The sequence below is a fragment of the Polyangium jinanense genome, from assembly GCF_028435265.1.
In the GTDB taxonomy this organism is placed as follows: Bacteria; Myxococcota_A; Polyangia; order Polyangiales; family Polyangiaceae; genus Polyangium; species Polyangium jinanense.
This window is the reverse complement of sequence record NZ_JAGTJK010000002.1, coordinates 981,601-997,855: the sequence shown is the minus strand read 5'-3', so window position 1 is coordinate 997,855 and position 16,255 is coordinate 981,601. Positions and strand designations below refer to the sequence as shown.

11 protein-coding genes are annotated in these 16,255 nt (G+C 69.1%); all 11 read left to right on the top strand.

Going from position 1 to position 16,255, the window contains the following annotated elements; translation table 11 throughout:
* The first annotated feature begins 12 nt into the window (after positions 1-12).
* The 11 genes from KEG38_RS08560 (at position 13) to KEG38_RS08510 (ending at position 16,111) form a co-directional block, all read left to right on the top strand.
* The gene (locus KEG38_RS08560; protein WP_272418607.1) at positions 13-1,479 is read left to right on the top strand and encodes a hypothetical protein; all 1,467 of its coding nucleotides are present in this window, start codon (positions 13-15) and stop codon (positions 1,477-1,479) included.
* Positions 1,476-2,423: an O-fucosyltransferase family protein gene (locus KEG38_RS08555; RefSeq protein ID WP_272418606.1), complete on the top strand. Its 948-nt coding sequence runs from the start codon at positions 1,476-1,478 to the stop codon at positions 2,421-2,423. Before KEG38_RS08560 ends, KEG38_RS08555 begins: the two co-directional genes overlap by 4 nt.
* Entirely contained in the window at positions 2,420-3,199 is a 780-nt protein-coding gene (locus KEG38_RS08550) for a DUF268 domain-containing protein (RefSeq protein WP_272418605.1), read from the top strand. Before KEG38_RS08555 ends, KEG38_RS08550 begins: the two co-directional genes overlap by 4 nt.
* Entirely contained in the window at positions 3,196-4,236 is a 1,041-nt protein-coding gene (locus KEG38_RS08545; RefSeq protein ID WP_272418604.1) for an acyltransferase family protein, read from the top strand. The genes KEG38_RS08550 and KEG38_RS08545 overlap by 4 nt, the downstream gene beginning before the upstream one ends.
* 8 nt (positions 4,237-4,244) lie before the next feature.
* Positions 4,245-5,147, top strand: a complete 903-nt coding sequence (locus tag KEG38_RS08540; RefSeq protein WP_272418603.1) for a sialate O-acetylesterase — start codon at positions 4,245-4,247, stop codon at positions 5,145-5,147.
* A 379-nt stretch (positions 5,148-5,526) separates the two neighbouring features.
* The gene (locus KEG38_RS08535) at positions 5,527-6,540 is read left to right on the top strand and encodes a fatty acid desaturase (RefSeq protein WP_272418602.1); all 1,014 of its coding nucleotides are present in this window, start codon (positions 5,527-5,529) and stop codon (positions 6,538-6,540) included.
* 13 nt (positions 6,541-6,553) lie between these two features.
* Positions 6,554-7,192: a LysE/ArgO family amino acid transporter gene (locus tag KEG38_RS08530; protein WP_272418601.1), complete on the top strand. Its 639-nt coding sequence runs from the start codon at positions 6,554-6,556 to the stop codon at positions 7,190-7,192.
* 76 nt (positions 7,193-7,268) lie between these two features.
* Positions 7,269-7,658, top strand: coding sequence for a DUF4280 domain-containing protein (locus KEG38_RS08525; protein ID WP_272418600.1), 390 nt, complete (start codon positions 7,269-7,271; stop codon positions 7,656-7,658).
* Positions 7,655-12,676: an nSTAND1 domain-containing NTPase gene (locus KEG38_RS08520; protein WP_272418599.1), complete on the top strand. Its 5,022-nt coding sequence runs from the start codon at positions 7,655-7,657 to the stop codon at positions 12,674-12,676. The genes KEG38_RS08525 and KEG38_RS08520 overlap by 4 nt, the downstream gene beginning before the upstream one ends.
* Positions 12,677-12,702: 26 nt before the next feature.
* The gene (locus KEG38_RS08515; RefSeq protein WP_272418598.1) at positions 12,703-14,427 is read left to right on the top strand and encodes a hypothetical protein; all 1,725 of its coding nucleotides are present in this window, start codon (positions 12,703-12,705) and stop codon (positions 14,425-14,427) included.
* Between the two features lies 1 nt (position 14,428).
* Entirely contained in the window at positions 14,429-16,111 is a 1,683-nt protein-coding gene (locus KEG38_RS08510) for an OmpA family protein (RefSeq protein WP_272418597.1), read from the top strand.
* The last annotated feature ends 144 nt before the right edge of the window (positions 16,112-16,255 follow it).

Below are 16,255 nucleotides of genomic sequence, written 5' to 3'. Positions count from 1 at the left end.
ACCGCACGGCGCATGGACGCGACGCTTGAAAGGCCCTTCACGCCCGCCACGGGCGCCCGCGCGGGAGGTCTCCTCGACCGTCGTTACGGCCCGCTCGTCCCCCATGCGCTGCTCGTGTTCATCGGCTTCGTCACGCTCTGGCTCGCCGAAGAGCCCGCCACCACGCTCTACGTCACCGGCGCCGCCGTCTGCGTCGCCTATCCGTGGATCATTTTCCTCGAGATTCGACGCGCGCCGCTCGGCTTGAGCCCGATCTCCTTTTATTTCGGCTGGAACATCATGTCCCTCGGCCTCGCGGCCATCCACCACGCGAACAAGCTCGCCGAGGGCCTTCCGATTCGCTTCAGCGTCCAGAAGATCTATCCGGACGAGCTTGCCGCGGGGTATGTCATGTACCTCGTCGGCGCGTTCGGCCTCCACGCGGGGCTCCAGCTCATACGCCCGATCCCTGAACCCGGAGAGCGCCCGCCGCCCATGGGCTCAGGCTTTTTGGCCCTCTGGTCGCTCGGCGTCTTCATGCGATTCATCGGCCCCATCATCGACGTCGGCGGGTTCGGCGCCTTCAGCGGCCTCGTGCAATGGGGTTCGCTCGCGGCGCTCACCGGCTTCGTCGCGCACCAAGGCGCAAACCACCGGCGCGCCTCCTTCTGGATCCTCTTCACCCTCGGCACGGTCGTCGAATTCATCGTCAACCTGCGCGCGGGCTCGAAGGCGTTCCTCATGTTCAGCTTCCTCCCCGCCGGCATCCTCTTCACCCGCCAGCGCCCCTTGCGCCGCTGGCTTCCGGTCCTCGGCATTGCGCTCAGCGTCTTTTACCTCGGCGTCGTCGCGCCCGTCGTCTCCGCCGCCCGCCAGGCGGACGCGGTCGCCGGGGAAAACCAGAGCGACCGCATCGTCCGCACCTACACGCAAGGCGATTATGGGGAGGGCGACGGCATCGAGGAGCAGACCGCCGCCTTCTTCGATCGCTCCTTCGAGCCCATCCCCGCGTCCTTCCTCTATGGCGAGGTCGAGCGGCATGGCCTCCGCTGGGGCGACACCTTCGATTACCTCGCCTACGCCTTCGTCCCCCGCCTCTTCTGGCCCGACAAACCGACCGTCTCCCGCGGCGGCTGGTTCTACTATTACATCGGCGCCGCCCGCAGCGAGGCCGAGGCCACGACCTCGGTCGCGCAGACCGCTGCCGGCGAGCTTTACTGGAACTTCGGTTTCCCCGGTGCCCTCTTCGGCATGGGCGTGATTGGCGCCTTGTTTGGCTTCCTCTGGCGGCTCACGACGCCGTTTCCCGAACAGGACCCCATCCGCCTCGTGCTTTACATCGCCCTCTGCTTCAACATGATCGACATGGCCGAGGCGGGCACCACCCTCGTCAACATCGTGTTCCGCGCCCTCGTCCTCGTCCCCTCGATGCTCCTCCTCGACCGCGCGGCGCGAAAGCGCGCGGAGGCCGCCCCCTCGGAGGCACGAGCCCTATCATGATCCCCGCCGCCCTCTCCCGCCTCGCCCACGCCTTGCCGCCGGTTTGTCACGCGCGATTGCCGCGCAACGGCCTCGGCAACATGCTCCTCGTCTGGGCGCGCGCCGCGGCGTTCGCCGAGCTCAATGGATTGCCCCTCGTCACCACGGGCTTCGGGGCCGTGCGCCTCGGCCCGTGGCTCCGCGGCGAGCGCCAGAAGCGCATTTACGTCGCCGATTTCCTCCCGCCCCACCCGGCGCGCCTCGCGCATGCGACCACGCTCGCGCTCACGGGCAACGTCGTCCGCGAGCCCCGGGTGGCGCGCCTCCCCGAAGGCCCCGCTCCCAAGGGCACCGTTTACGTCTACGACGCCCTCCCCGACTTCTTCATGAGCTTCGCCGAGCACCGCGATTTCCTGCGCCGGCGCCTCCTCGCGATGCTCGCGCCCGCGCGCCGGAGGGCCCTCGACGCGGCCGAGGCTCCGTTCATCGGCGTCCACGTCCGCGGCGGCGATTTTGGCCCCCTCGCGCCGGGGCACGACCTCTCCCGCTCCCTCGGCCCCACGCCGCTCTCCCATTTCATGCGGCTCATCGAGGGCATTCGCGCGATCGTCGGCGAGCCCGTCCCCGTCACCGTCTTCTCCGATTCGAGCGACCGCGAGCTCGCCCCCTTGCTCGCATTGCCGCGGACCACGCGCGCCCCCGAGCGCCCGGCCATCGTCGACCTCCTCTTGCTCGCGCGGAGCCGCGTCATCATTCCCTCCGCGTGGAGCACCTTCAGCATGTGGTCCGCTTTCCTCTCCGACGCCCCCGTCCTGCTCCATCCCATGGAGCACGAACACCTCCGCTCGATCCGCCCCGCCTCCCTCAATCGCCGCTTCTACGAGGGCACCGTCCCCCAAAACATCGCCGATTGGCCCTCGCTCCTCCGTGAAAACCTCGCCGCCTTGAAAACGAGGACCCCATGAGCGGCCTCCGAACGCGCCTCCAGCAAGCCGCGCGCCTCGTCGGCCTCGATCCCGCGGCGCTCCGCGACCTCACCCGCGGCCTCCCGCGGTTTGCCCGCGACGCCCGCGCTTATCACGCGGCGCACGGCGGCCGCGGCCCCTTCCCGCTGAAACCCTCCTCGCTCTATCCGATCGTCACCGACTGGCGGGAGAGCGCCGGCCTCGCGAGTGGCCATTACTTTCACCAGGACCTCTGGGCCGCGCGAAAGCTCCACGCCCGCCGCCCCGCGCGCCACGTCGACGTCGGCTCGCGCATCGACGGCTTCATCGCGCACCTGCTCGTCTTCATGCCCGTCGAGGTCGTCGACATCCGCCCCCTCGAAAGCAAGCTCGAAGGCCTCACCTTCGTGCAGAGCGACGCCACCACGCTCGATCGATTCCCCTCGGGCAGCGTCGAATCCCTCTCCAGCCTCCACGCCGTCGAGCATTTTGGCCTCGGCCGTTATGGCGACCCGATCGATCCCGACGGCTGGCAAAAAGCGATGCGCTCGCTCGCGCGGATCCTCGCCCCGGGCGGCCGCCTTTACTTCTCGGTCCCCATGGGCCGAGAGCGCCTCGTCTTCAACGCGCACCGCATCTTCTCGCCGCGCACGGTCCTCGACACGTTCACCTCAACCGGCCTCTCGCTCGTCTCGTTCTCGGCCGTCGACGACGCCGGCGACCTCGTCGAGCATGCGGACCCTGCCCATTTCGAGTCCGCGCACCACGCGTGTGGCCTCTTCGAGCTCGGCCGATGAGCGAGGGACGAGGCACGACCGAGCCGGCCCGTATTGCCGGCCTCGACACGCTCCGCTTCGTCGCGGCGGCGATGGTCGTCCTCAGCCACCTCGGCCCCCCGCCTTTGCTCGCGGGCCTCGAACGCACGCACCGCCTGTCCTTTCTCCTCTCTGCCTCTTATGGCGTCGCCTGGAACGGCCCGGCCGCGGTCATCGTCTTTTTCGTCATCTCGGGCCTCTGCATCCATTGGCCCACCCTCACGCGGCGCCCGTATTGGCCCGAGTATTTCGTCCGCCGCTACGTCCGGATCGGCATCCCCCTCCTCGCCTCGATTGCCCTCTCCTCCGCGGTTGGCATTCCTTACGTCGGCCTCTCCGAATCGATCCTCTGGAGCCTCCAGTGCGAGCTCGTCTATTACACGCTTTATCCGGTCCTCCTCGCGCTTCGTGATCGATTCGGCTTTCGTCCGCTCGTCGCCGCCTCGTTTGCCCTCGCGACCGCGGTGATCGTCCTCGTGGATCCCCGCGCGCTCCCGTATCCGGCGTACGGCTGGGCGCTGCAATGGATCATCGGCTTGCCTTGCTGGCTGCTCGGCTGCCTGCTCGCCGAGCGGATCCACGAACGCCCGGCGCGGACGAACCCCCGCATCTGGTCGTGGCGCCTCGCCGTCTGGCTCGCGAGCGCGGTGGCCCTCGCGCTCCGGTTTCATTCTCCGATCGGTTATCCCTGGACGCTGAACGCCTTCTCGCTCCTCGTCTACGCGTGGCTCCTCGTGGAGATCCCACACCTCGCGACCGTGCGCGTGCCTCGTTTCTCCGAGCGCCTCGGCCTCTTCAGCTACTCGCTCTACCTCGTCCACCTCGCCGCGTGGGAGGTCTTCAAGAAATACTATCGCTTGAAGCTCGGCTACCTCGTCGACTGGTCGCTCCTCATGGCTCTCTCGCTCGGCGTCGCGTACCTCTTTTTCCTGGTCTGCGAGGACCCCTCGCAGAAGCTCGCGCGGCGTCTCGCGAAATCGCTCCGCCCGAAACCCGCGACGCCGCTGCCGGCCGCCTGACGCGCGCCATGCGCCCGAACCTCCGCGCCGCCGCGATTCTCTCCCTCACCTTCGCCGCCGGCGCGCTCGCCAGCGCGCTCGTTTTGCGCAACACGGACAAACGCGCCTCGTCTCCACGCCCCGAGGCCACGGTCCCCGCCCGCGTCCCCCTCCCGCCCGAGCATCTCGGCGCGCTCTCGCTCTTCATCCTCGCCGGCCAGTCCAACATGTCGGGCCGTGCGCCCTTGCCAAACCCTCTCCCACCGGCGATTCCCGGCGTCTACATCTTCGGCAATGATGGCCGCTGGCACGAGGGCCGCGAACCCGTCGATTTCGCCGAGGACCAGATCGACGACGTCTCCGCCGACCCCGGCGCGGGCGCCGGCCCCGCCGCGGCGTTCGCGGCGGCGCTCCGCGACAAACGCGGTGGCCACCCGATCGGCCTCGTCCCTTGCGCGAAAGGTGGCTCGTCGCTCGCGGAATGGCGCCGCCACCTCGGCGAGCACACCCTGTATGGCTCGTGCCTCAAGCGCGCCCGCGCGGCGTCCACGGCGGGCACGATCTCGGGCGTGCTTTTCTTTCAGGGCGAAACGGACGCCATGGATCCCGCGCTCACGGCGGCGGATGCCCACCCCAATCCTTCCCACTGGGCCGCCGCATTCCAATCCTTCGTCGCCGACCTCCGCCGCGACCTCGGCGCGCCCGATCTCCCCCTCGTCTTCGCCGAGCTCGGCCCGCCCCCCACGGACGGCCGTTTCCCCGCGTGGGAACGCGTGAAGGAGCAACAACGCGCGGTCATGATTCCGGGCGTCGCGCGCATTCGCACGGACGACCTGCCGCTCCAGGACGCGGTGCATTTTGGACTCGAAGGGTACGAGGCCATCGGGAAGCGGTTTGCCGAGGCGATGGACGGGCTCTTGCGGCGGGAGTGAGGGACCGGCCGGCGGAGCGGCCGCGACAAGAGGGATTGCGCAGTCACGCAACGACGGAAGGCAGCGCGTTGCGTGGCGCAGCGACCGACCCAAGGCGTCCTTTCGCGCCGAGCCCCGCGCGGAGGCTTCGAGATCGCCCTTTCAACGACGGAGACCACCACCACCCTCCACGTTGGTCCGACCGTTGCAGTGCCATGGCCTGCGTGAACGTCGTCGCCTTCGGTCGCCGGCTCGTATTTCGCCGGTGACACGAGAGGCGCGTATTGCTCGGCCCTGGGTCGCGCCCGCACCACCGACGAGGTGCTCTCCGCCGAGGGTCCGACCCCTGCGACGAGGGGGCGGATGCGCCGGGGCCGTCCCGCGAGGTGGAAAGGTCACAATGAACAATCGCGCCACGGGTGGGCTTTGTATCAACACGGAGCGTCAGGAGTTCCGCAATGAGTTGAGGCAGGACGGGTTGCTGACGCCGATCCAGCAGTTGTGCGAGCCGAAGCTCCTCGCCTCCCTCGCCCAGCTCGGGGCGGGGGCCGTGCTCATCGCGGGCGCCACGGTGCTCCTGGTGAAGGTGAGCTATGGGTTCCTGCCGCTGAGCCTCACGATCATCGCGCGGCAACAGCGCGTGCTCAAGAACCTCCTCCACGAGGCTGCTCACCGCAACCTCTCCAGGAACAAGCAGGCGAATGACCTGCTCGGCCGCTACGTGCTGGCGCCGCTTTCCTTCGAGAACTTCACCGTGTATCGCACGCAGCACGCGCGCCACCACGCCCTCCTCGGCTCCGCCGACGACCCGGATCGCGTGGACGTCGGCGTCGCGGGGCACGACGAAAAGACGGCCATGGGTGTCTACGCCGGCCTCCTTTTCAATCGGTCGCAATGGAAAAGCTCGATCGGGGAGAGCCTCCCGGGGATGACGGGCCGGCAACGCTGGGAGATCGTCTCGTTCTGGATGGCCCTCTCGGTCGTCCTCGGCGCCGCGGTCGGCGTGGGCGGCGTGGCGGCCGTCCTCGGCTCGTGGATGCTCTCCAAGGCGACCGCCTACCACGCCATTCAATGCTTCGCCGAGCTCTGCGATCACGCGCGGCTGCCGTCCTCGTCGGTATTTGAATACACGCGGAACATGCCGAAGAACGTCTGTTCCATCCTGCTGAACCCGTACAACGACAATTACCACCTCACCCATCACCTCATGCCCAGCATACCGATGCGGAGCCTGGCGAGGGCGCATGCGCTGATGATGAGAAACAAGCGCTACAGCGAGGCAATCCACTGCGACGGGTATTTCTGGGGCAAGCGCCCCGTCACGAGGACCTGGACGTCTCCCGTGCAATCGCCTCGACCATGCGGGGGCCTCTCGACCCCGTCGAACGTCACCTACGCCGAAAGCCAATCCTAGGAGACATCGAACGATGTTCAGCGCCGCGTCCCAGGGATTTTTGACCTCTCTCTCTCTGATCGTCGCGATCGGCAGTCAGAACGCGTTCGTCTTGCGACAGGGGCTGGCCGGCCGCCACATCGTCCTCGTATGCCTCATTTGCTCGGTATGCGACTTCGTGCTGATGAGCGCCGGGGTCCTGGGCCTGGGTGCGAACCTCGGCTCGCGGCCCTGGCTCTCATGGCTTCTCGCCTGCGGGGGCACCGTCTTCTTGTTCTGTTATGGTGCGCGCGCGCTTCGGTCTGCATGGAAACGAGAGAGCACGCTCGACGTCGAAGCTCACGGGGCGCGAGCCGCTCCCGTCTCGCTCCTCGGGGCCGCAGCAGCGACGCTCGCCGTGACGCTCCTCAATCCACACGTCTATCTGGACACCGTGGTGATGGTCGGCGGGATAGCGACCTCGTTGTCCAGCGGCGAGCGCGTGCTCTTTCTGGTGGGCGCCTCGCTGGCGAGCGCCTCGTGGTTCTTTTCGCTCGGCCTTGGCGCGCGGAAGTTGCGCCCCGTCTTCGCCCGCCCGAGCGCGTGGCGCGTGCTCGACGGTCTGATCGGCGTCGTCATGTGGGTCATCGGGTTCTCGCTGGCCGGCCATGTCGTGAGGACCATCCCCACCTGAGGCTCCGTCACAAACTGGCCTCCTCCCCGCGCCCCCGGCTACGCTCGCCTCGCCCCTCGTGGGCTCGGGTGACCCCATGGCCGTTCAAATCGCATCCGGCGCCACCGCAATGTGCAGCTTCGGCATGGCGCCCGCCTCGATCATGGTCCTGCCTGCGAACATGGTCAATGCGACCGCGTCCGCCGCGAACATCGCCGACATGGTGACCGCGACCAATGTCCTCCCCTTCGGCGCGTGCACCTCGATGGCGAATCCCACGGTCGCTTCGGCCACGGCTGCCGCCATGGGCGTCCTCACGCCCATGCCCTGCGTCCCCGTCCCCGCGGGCACGTGGCTCCCCGGCAGCACCAAGGTGATGCTGAAAAGCCTGCCCACCCTCCACAACTCCTGCCAGCTCATGTGCTCGTATGGCGGCGTGATCCAGATCCTCAGCCCGGGCCAATTCAAGGTCATGGCCGGCGGATGAGCTCCCCGTCCCCCGCGCCCCCGTCCGAGAACCTGCTCCTCGAATTCACCCGCACCGCGCAGGCCGACGAATCGTTTGTCTTACCAGACGGCGAGGTCACGTATGTCCTGCGCACCGAGGGCGGCGGCGCCGAGACCGTCACGATCGACTGGACGCCCGCGCTCTTCGCCGACCTCGACGCCGTCCGCCGCCCCGGCTGCGATCCCGCCATCGTCCAGCGCCTCGGCCGCGCCCTCCGGCGATTCCTCGCGCCCGCGGGCTGGTCTCGCCACGAGGAAAACATCCTCGCCGCCTCCTCGCGCGGCGATCCGGTGCGGATCACGTTCCGCTCGAATGCCGCGGAGCTTTATGCCTTACCCTGGGAGCTCCTGACGCTCAAATCGAGCGGCCAGCACCTCGGCGAGCTGCCCGAGGTCCTCGTCCGTTATGCCTGGCCCGAGAGCACCACGCGCCCCGAGGATCCCTCGCCCTTGCCCGAAGGCGGGCGAATCCTCTTCGGCTGGTCCGCCGCCGCTGGCGCCGTACCCCTCGCCGAACAATCGAATGCCCTCCGCGCCGCCGCCGAGCGTGGCCATCACCCTTTTGATCCGGCCCGCGACGTCATCGACCACCTCTCGCTCGGCCGCCTCTCCCGCATCCTCGAAAAGGCCGCCGCGTCGGGAGAATGCATCCACGTCCTCCACCTCCTCTGCCACGGCACCCAGGTCGGACAAACGCACGGCCTCGCCTGGGACGCGGACGACGGCAGCGGCGAGCGTGTCCTGCTCGACGCGGGCAAACTGCGGCAGCTCCTCGCGCCCCACGCGGGCCGCATTCGCCTCGTCGTGCTCTCGGCCTGCGACAGCGGCAATCCCGGGCAGATCGGCAATCACCTCGGCAGCGTCGCCCAGAACCTCCACCAGGCCGGCATCCAGGCCGTCGTCGCCTCCCGCTTCCCCCTCTCCGTCCCGGGCTCCATCACCTTCACCGAAGTCTTTTACGACAAACTCCTCGTCGAGCCCGCGTCCGTCGAAGACGCGCTCCTTGCCGCCCGGCAGCGCCTCCTCCGCGAAGGCGTAGAAAGGCTCGACTGGGCGAGCCTCACCCTGCACGCGCGCCCCGAGGACGGTGACGATACCCGCCCGATCGCCTTTCGCCCTTATCGAGGTCTCCTCGCCTTCCACGCCGCGCATCGCCGGTTTTTCTTCGGCCGCGAGTCCGAAATCGAGGAGACGCTCGCCGACCTCGCGGCCCTCGCCGCCGCGGAAAAACCTCGTTTCCTCGTGGTCGCGGGCGCCTCGGGCACGGGCAAATCGTCCATGGTCCTCGCCGGCGTCGTCCCGCGCCTGCTCGATCGCGGCGCCGCGCGTGAAGGCGCCGCGGACGCCGCGGATTTCAAACGCGCGGTCGAGCGGCTCGCGCATCTCCTCGGGCGCAGGAGCCCGGGCGCCGCCGCGCAACAGGCGCTCTCCGTGCTCCACCGCGAAATCACGGCGCTCGCCACGGCCGCGGGCGGCGCGTGGGAGGCGGTCGTCATGCGCCCCGGTGCGACGCCGCTCGCCGCCCTCGAATCGGCGATCGCCGCGCGCCGCGACAAGGACATCCCTTTCCTCCTCGTCGTCGATCAATTCGAGGAGATCTTCACCCACGTGCAGGATCCGGCCGAGCGGCAGGCATTCGCCGCCGAGCTCTGGAAGCGCTGTTCCGGCGAGGGCAACATCCATTGCATCACCAGCATGCGCGTCGATTTCGTGGGCGAGTGCGGACAGATCGTCCTCGACGCGAGCACGGGCCTAAGGCTCGATCGCGTGGCCTACGACGAGGCGCACCGCGTCTTCGTCGCGCAGATGGGCCCGGCGCAGCTCCGCACCGTGATCGAGGAGCCCGCGCGCAAGGTCGGCCTCTCCCTTTCGCCGGGACTCGCGAGCCGCATCATCGCCGAGGTCGGCGCCGAGCCCACGGCCTTGCCGCTCGTCGAATATGTCCTCGACCTCCTCTGGCAAAAGCGCCAGGGAAAAACCCTCGACGTGGCCCGGTACGAGGAGCTCGGCGGCGTGTTCGGCGCGCTCGAACGAATGGCGGACGCCGTCGTCGACGAGCTCGACGAGCCTTCGCAAAAGCTCGCCCGCCGGCTCTTCTCGCGCCTCACCCATTTCGGCGAGGGCGGCGCCTCGAACACGCGCCGTCGAGTCCCTCTCGCGCGTATCCTCCCCGCCGATCCGGAGCGGCGCGCGCGCTTCGAGGCCTTGCTCGAACGATTCATCGACGCGCGCCTCGTCTCGCGTCAGGACGAAGGCGGCCGCATCGTGGTCGAGGTCGCGCACGAGGCTTTGCTCCGGAGGTGGAAGCGCCTCGCCGCCTGGCTCGCCGAGGATCGTGCGCGCGTCGCCGAAATCGGCAAGCTCGAACGCTGGGCCGCCGATTATAAGACCCACGGCGCCCTCCTCCGCGGCGCCCAGCTCGGGTATGCCAAGCAGATCCGCGCGCAGGCCGAGGACGAGCTCGACGACGACACGCGCGCCATGATCGAGGCGAGCGAGCACGCGGAGGAAGCCGAAGCCGAGAAGGCGCGCGCAAAGCAGAGCGTCGAGCGGCGCAAGCTCTACGCCGGCGCCGTGGGCGCCGTGATTGTGGCCGTCGCCATGACGCTCCTCGCGCTCCGCACGACCCGGGCCAGTGCCGAGGCCGACGCCTCGAGAAAGCAGGCGGAGCAGGGTCGCGCCGAGGCCGAAAAAGCGCACAAGCAGGCCGACACGGAGCGCGCCCTCGCTGAAAAACAATTGCGCATCGGCGGCGCCTTGAACCTCGTCGCGCGCCATCAGCATGCGGCCGCCGCGTCCGTCATGTCGGAGCGAAGCGGCCCGTTCCCCGAGCTCCTCACGGATTTCAGGCACCTCTCGCTGGCGCAGAGCCTCCTCGCTTTGCCCATTCCGAAGGTCACGCTCTCCGGGCACCACGAGAAGTTGTGGCACGCCACGTGGTCGCCCAAAGGCGACCGCTTCGTCACGGCCTCGGAGGACCAGGTGGCCCACGTCTGGGGGCGTGATGGCCGGGGCAAACCCCTCGCCCTCCGGCATGACGGCCCCCTCTCCTCGGCGGTCTTCGACCGGGAGGGCCGCCGCGTGCTCACGGCTTCCTTGAATGGCATCGCGAAGATCTGGGACGTCTCCGGCCCGGAGCCCGTGGTGCTCTCCGAGCTCCACGGAAAGGCGCCCGGCCTGTGCGCCGCCGTCTTCTCGCCCGACGGGAAACGCGTGGCCACCGCGACGAGCTTGGGCACCCTCGAAATGTGGGACCTCTCCCCGGTGACCGGCCCCGTCCTCGAAACGAGTTTTTCCGGGCATGACCACGTGGTCGCGTCCGTCGAATTCGATCCCGAGGGCAAACGCCTCGTCAGCGCCTCCTGGGACCGCACGGCGTGCCTCTGGGACGCCCGAAGAGGGACCCACGCCTGCCTCGAAGGCCACACGGCCCCCGTCGCGTCGGCCGCGTTCTCCGCGGACGGCAAGACGATCGTCACGGCCTCCTACGACGGCACCGCGCGCCTCTGGGACGTCGCGACGCGCAGGGAGATCGCCGTTCTCGAGGGCCACATGGGTCCCGTCAACCTCGCGGTCTTTCATCCGAAGACGAGCCACATCGTGGCCACGGCCGGCGACGACAACACGACGCGCATCTGGGCGAGAATCGACGAGGAGCCCGGCTCGCACGCGGTCGGCGCCGCCTCCTACGTGGAGCTCGCGGCCTTGGATGGCCACGAGGCCGACGTCACCACCGTCGCTTTTTCGCCGGATGGCGAGCGCCTCGTCACCGGCTCGTGGGACGAGACGGCGCGCATCTGGGACCTCGCGCGCCTGCCGCGGCCCGTCCTTCCGCGGATCCTCGGGCATTACGTGACGCAGGCGCTCGAGAGCCCGACGCAGGATCGCCTGATGCAGATCACGCCCGACGGCGACATGGCCGTCTACCTCGCATCCCCGAATGCCGAGGTGTACGAAGGCATTCACCCCGTCGGCCTCATTTCCCACGGAGAAACGTGGGTCCACACGGCCGCGTGGAGCCCCGACGGGAAACGTGTCGTCAGCGGGGGCGAGGCCGGCGACGTGGCGCTCACGCCCGTCGACGATCGCCTCGCCTCGCCGCCTCTCGCGCGGCTCCCCGTCCTCCCCTCGCGAATGCTCCCCAAGCACCACAAGGCGCCCATCGTCGCGCTCGCCTGGAATGCGGACGGGGATCGATTCATCAGTGTCACCGACGAAGACGCGCCGCTCGTCTGGGACGCGGACCACCCCGAACGCCCCCCGAACCCCCTCACGGCGTCGGCAGAGAAATGCGAACATCCGGGCGGTTCCACGGCACGCGCGCTCGTCCCTGCGAATGCGGGCGGCTTCACGTCCGTCGCGTGGAGCGGCAAACCGGGCGCGCGCCATATCGTCCTCGGCCGCGAGGACGGCTGCGCTTGGTGGGTCGACCTCGATGGCCGGGAAAAACCCGTGGTGCTCGGCCGCCACCACGCCACCCTCACCGCCGTCGCCATCTCCACGGACGGCGAGCGCGTCGCCACCGCCTCGCAAGACAGAACCGTGCGTATCTGGAAGCGCGATGGCACCTACGTCGAGCTCCCGCACCCGGCCCCCATCCTCTCCGTCGCGTTCGACGCGCGCGGCGAGCGCGTGATCACGCGGGCCCGGGACAACACCGTCGACGTGTGGAGGGTCGACGGCTCCGGCCAGGTGTTCGCCCTGGCAAACGCCGCCGCGACCTTCCCCATTGCAGCCTTCGACGTGAAGGGAAATGGAGTCCTCACCGTGGACGCGCGGGGCTTCCTCCAGCGCTGGGACGCCGAGCCTGCGGCCATCGTCGCGAGCCTCGAGCGCGCGAACGACGACTGCGCCACCGCGGCGCTCCGCGAACGTTACCTGGCCGAGGACAAGGACGACGCGATCAAAGGCTGCCGCGCGTGCGCCGAGAAGCAAGGGCTCGACCCCGACAATTGCACGCGCGACCTGAAGACCGGCGCGCTCGGGTCCCACAAATGATACCGTCCGTGTGAATCGAGGACGCCATGCTCGCGAAGGACCTCCACCTCCTCCTCAGCCACGACGACGACGAGGGCGGCGCCTTCCTCGAAGGCGGCTTGCCCGCGGACGCGGCCGCGGAGCACGAAGAGCGCCCCGAGGCGCGCCCCGGCCCGACGCACCTCTGGGACGAAGGAGACGACCCGGACGACCTCGTGGCCCAGCGCTGGGGCGTGATCGTACCAGAAGGCCAAACGGGCGATCGCCTGCTGGAGCTCGCGCGTCCCCTGCTCGAAGCGCGCCGCGCGGCCCAGGGGGGCCACGAAATCAAGGTGTTCCGCGCGCCTTCGCGCCTCGACATGGCGGGCGCCGCGCGCTGGCGCAAGGACGTCTTCGATCGGGGCGCCGACCTCGCCGTCGATCTGCCGCGTTATCAGCTCATCCTCGGCGATCTCGATCAGGTCCCCTTCGCGATCCAGCAGGTCCAGCAATCGGACGGCTTCGTCGGCAGAATCGCTTTTCCGGACGAACGCGGCTACGAGGCCTACATCCACAAGATCCTCGCCGCCGAGCGCGCGGCCGCGCTGCCTTCGCCCCCGCACGCCACGTTTTACACGGTGCACGACGGCACGGCGGCGACGGCGGCCACGTACCGCGCGCTCGTCCGTCCGGGGCTCGATCTCGTGCGCCGCCGCATCGAGGCCGGGCAATTCCCCGCGAGCACCCTCGAAGAGCGCGGGCGCGTCGACGCGCCTTCCCCCGACGAGCTCTTCGAGGCCGCGTCCCGCCCCGACCCAGGCGTGCTCTTCAGCGTCAGCCACGGCGCGGGCGCGCCGCGCGAGGGCTGGAAGAGCTTCGCCGAGCAACGCGCGCGCCAGGGGGCCATGCGATTCGGCCGCGAGGGCACGTTCGCCGCGAGCGACCTCGGCGAGCGCCCCTTCGCGCCGGGTGGCGTCTGGTTCATGGTCGCCTGTTATGGCGGCGGCACGCCGGATCGCAGCGCCTACCGCCACTGGCTCGAACGATTGCAGAAGCTCGGCCATTACGGCGGCGAGGCCGAGGAGGTCCTCAAGGCGCTGCCTCGCAATGCGCCTCCCTTCATCGCGTCGCTCCCCCGCACGGCGCTTGCGAACCCGAACGGCCCCCTCGCCTTCCTCGGGCACGTCGATCTCGCCTGGACCTACAGCTTCGAGGAGCGCGACGCGGGCACGCCGATCGCCCGCCCGGCCCGCTTCATGTCGGTCGTGCGTTCGCTCGTGCGTGGCGATCGTGTCGGCCTCGCGTTCCGCGAGCTCGTGCGATTCTTCGAGCAGGCGAACACGGAGCTCACGAGCCTCTACGATCACGAGGCGAGCGGAGGCCGACGCGACGAAGTGCGGCTCGGGCATCTCTGGATGCTCCGGCAAGACCTGTCGGGGTACATCCTCCTCGGCGATCCCGCGGTGCGCCTGCGTGTTCCGAAGGCACAAAAGACCACGCCCGCCGAGCCACCCGCCCCGACAGCGGCAAATATTCTCGGGTTTGGCCAGGCACAAGCGCCCGCCCCCGCGCCTGCACCCGCCCCCGCACAGACGCCCGCGCCGATTGCGCAGGTCGAGCCCGTGGCGCTCCCCATGGAGCTCGAGCGCCTCGAAGAGGCCTTCGGCCACATGCTCGTGGGCGAGCGCGGGCACAAGGAGATCGCCAAGGAATACGGCATCGAGCTCGGGGAGCTGCGAAAGCTCTTCGACCGGTACAAGAAGGGCGGGCGCGGATCACTCGGGCATACGTGAAATGCGTTCGCTCCTGCGGATCCTCCCGCTCTCACTCGCCGCGCTCCTCGCGCTCGCCGCCCCCGCGCGCGCGGACGACATCGCTTTGCCCCGGTTCCAGCCCGCGTTCGCCGGTGATCGTATGCTCGGCGTGCAGTCCCCCTATGCCGCCGGCGATTTCACCTTCCACGGCATGCTGCTCGTGGACTACGCCAGGAACCCCTACGTCCTCAAGACGGCGGACGGCGCCACGGCGTCGGAGGTCGTGGGCCGGCAGCTCTTCCTCCACGCGAATGCCACCTATTCGATGTGGAACCGCCTCGCGGTGAACCTCGACGTGCCCGTCGCGCTCCTGCAGACGGGCGACGCCGACACGTCCCCGACCACCGCCGATTTCGGCGACATCCGCCTCGGCGCCCGCGTCCGCCTTTACGGCGGGTACGAGGCTCCGCTCCAGGTAGGGATCGGCGGCTTTTTCTGGATCCCCACCGGCACGGGCGCTTATGTCACCGATAGCTACGTGCGTGGCCTGCCGCAGCTCCTCCTCGGCGGACAGCTCAGGGACCGCTGGGTCTGGTCCTTCGCCGTGGGCCCCGAGATCCGTGACAAACGCACGACGGACGACGGCGTCGTGATGGGCACGGCAATCACCGGCGGCGCCGGCATCGCGATCCTCCTCGGGGAGGACCGCGCCCTGCAAATCGGCCCGGAGCTCGACATCTCGCAGGTGCTCCTCGACGCGAGCAGTCAGAATCGGAACATCGAGCTCTCGCTCCAGGGCCGATACAGGTTCCTCGACGACTTCGAGGCGGGCATGGGCATCGGCGCCGGTCTGAGCGAGGGCGTCGGCACGCCACTGTTTCGCGTGGTCGCGATGGTCGCCTACTCGCCCTTCCTCTCGGAGCGCCTGCGGGACAGCGACGGAGACGGGGTCTTGAACGATCAAGACGCCTGCCCCGAGGTCCGCGGCGATCGCAGCGTGTACGCCGTGGAGAATGGGTGCCCGTCCGTGTACCGCAAGCGCGCGAACGACGCCGACGGCGACGACGTCATCGATGATCAGGACGCCTGTCCGCGTGTCTACGGCATTCCCCAGAGCGACGAGACACGAAATGGCTGCCCGCTCGACGACGCCGAGGAGACGGCGCTGCTCGAACAATACCGGGACAACCGCCCGTATTCGAATAGCGACACCGACGGCGACGGCCTCGGAGATGCGGTGGACGCCTGCCCCGAAGAGAAGGGCGCGCCGAGTGAGGTGGCCGCGAAAAACGGCTGTCCCGAGGCCGTGCGCGTCACGGAGGGCGAAATCGTCCTCTTGCGCGAGCTCCTCTTCGACGCGGGCCGGGCCACGTTACGTCCCTCGTCCCGGCAGATACTCGAAGAAGTCGCCGAGGTGCTGCTCCAGCACCCCGAGATCACGAAAATCGAGGTGCAGGGCCACACCGACAATCGAGGCACTCTACCTCGCAACGACGCGCTCGCCCTGCAGCGGGCCCAGGCCGTGCGTGATCTGCTCGTGCGCCGCAGCATCGACCCGAAGCGCATCGTCCTCAAAGCGTTTGGCCCAAACGCCCCGGTCGCGACGAACACGACGCCGGAGGGGAGGCAACGCAACCGGCGCGCGACGTTCGTCATTCTGGAGAGAAAGCCCGCGCCCGCGCCTCCTTCTCCTTCCCCTTCAGGCGTCACGCCGACGCCGTAGGTACGCCCGCCCACGATGTCCGGACAAATCCGGACAAATCCGGACAAGTTCGGACAAATCCGCGAGATGTCCGGTCCTTGCACGTGAGCCTTTTCACCACCTGAGCTCGACCCAAAGGTCGCGCTTACGCGTCTCCAGGTCGCG

What these genes read in the sequence shown, in the direction of transcription:
- KEG38_RS08550 (WP_272418605.1), top strand. Translation starts at nt 2,420, where the DNA reads ATGAGCGGCCTCCGAACGCGCCTCCAGCAAGCCGCGCGCCTCGTCGGC.
- KEG38_RS08540 (WP_272418603.1), top strand. Translation starts at nt 4,245, where the DNA reads ATGCGCCCGAACCTCCGCGCCGCCGCGATTCTCTCCCTCACCTTCGCC.
- KEG38_RS08560 (WP_272418607.1), top strand. Translation starts at nt 13, where the DNA reads ATGGACGCGACGCTTGAAAGGCCCTTCACGCCCGCCACGGGCGCCCGC.
- KEG38_RS08510 (WP_272418597.1), top strand. Translation starts at nt 14,429, where the DNA reads ATGCGTTCGCTCCTGCGGATCCTCCCGCTCTCACTCGCCGCGCTCCTC.
- KEG38_RS08530 (WP_272418601.1), top strand. Translation starts at nt 6,554, where the DNA reads ATGTTCAGCGCCGCGTCCCAGGGATTTTTGACCTCTCTCTCTCTGATC.
- KEG38_RS08515 (WP_272418598.1), top strand. Translation starts at nt 12,703, where the DNA reads ATGCTCGCGAAGGACCTCCACCTCCTCCTCAGCCACGACGACGACGAG.
- KEG38_RS08535 (WP_272418602.1), top strand. Translation starts at nt 5,527, where the DNA reads ATGAACAATCGCGCCACGGGTGGGCTTTGTATCAACACGGAGCGTCAG.
- KEG38_RS08520 (WP_272418599.1), top strand. Translation starts at nt 7,655, where the DNA reads ATGAGCTCCCCGTCCCCCGCGCCCCCGTCCGAGAACCTGCTCCTCGAA.
- KEG38_RS08545 (WP_272418604.1), top strand. Translation starts at nt 3,196, where the DNA reads ATGAGCGAGGGACGAGGCACGACCGAGCCGGCCCGTATTGCCGGCCTC.
- KEG38_RS08555 (WP_272418606.1), top strand. Translation starts at nt 1,476, where the DNA reads ATGATCCCCGCCGCCCTCTCCCGCCTCGCCCACGCCTTGCCGCCGGTT.
- KEG38_RS08525 (WP_272418600.1), top strand. Translation starts at nt 7,269, where the DNA reads ATGGCCGTTCAAATCGCATCCGGCGCCACCGCAATGTGCAGCTTCGGC.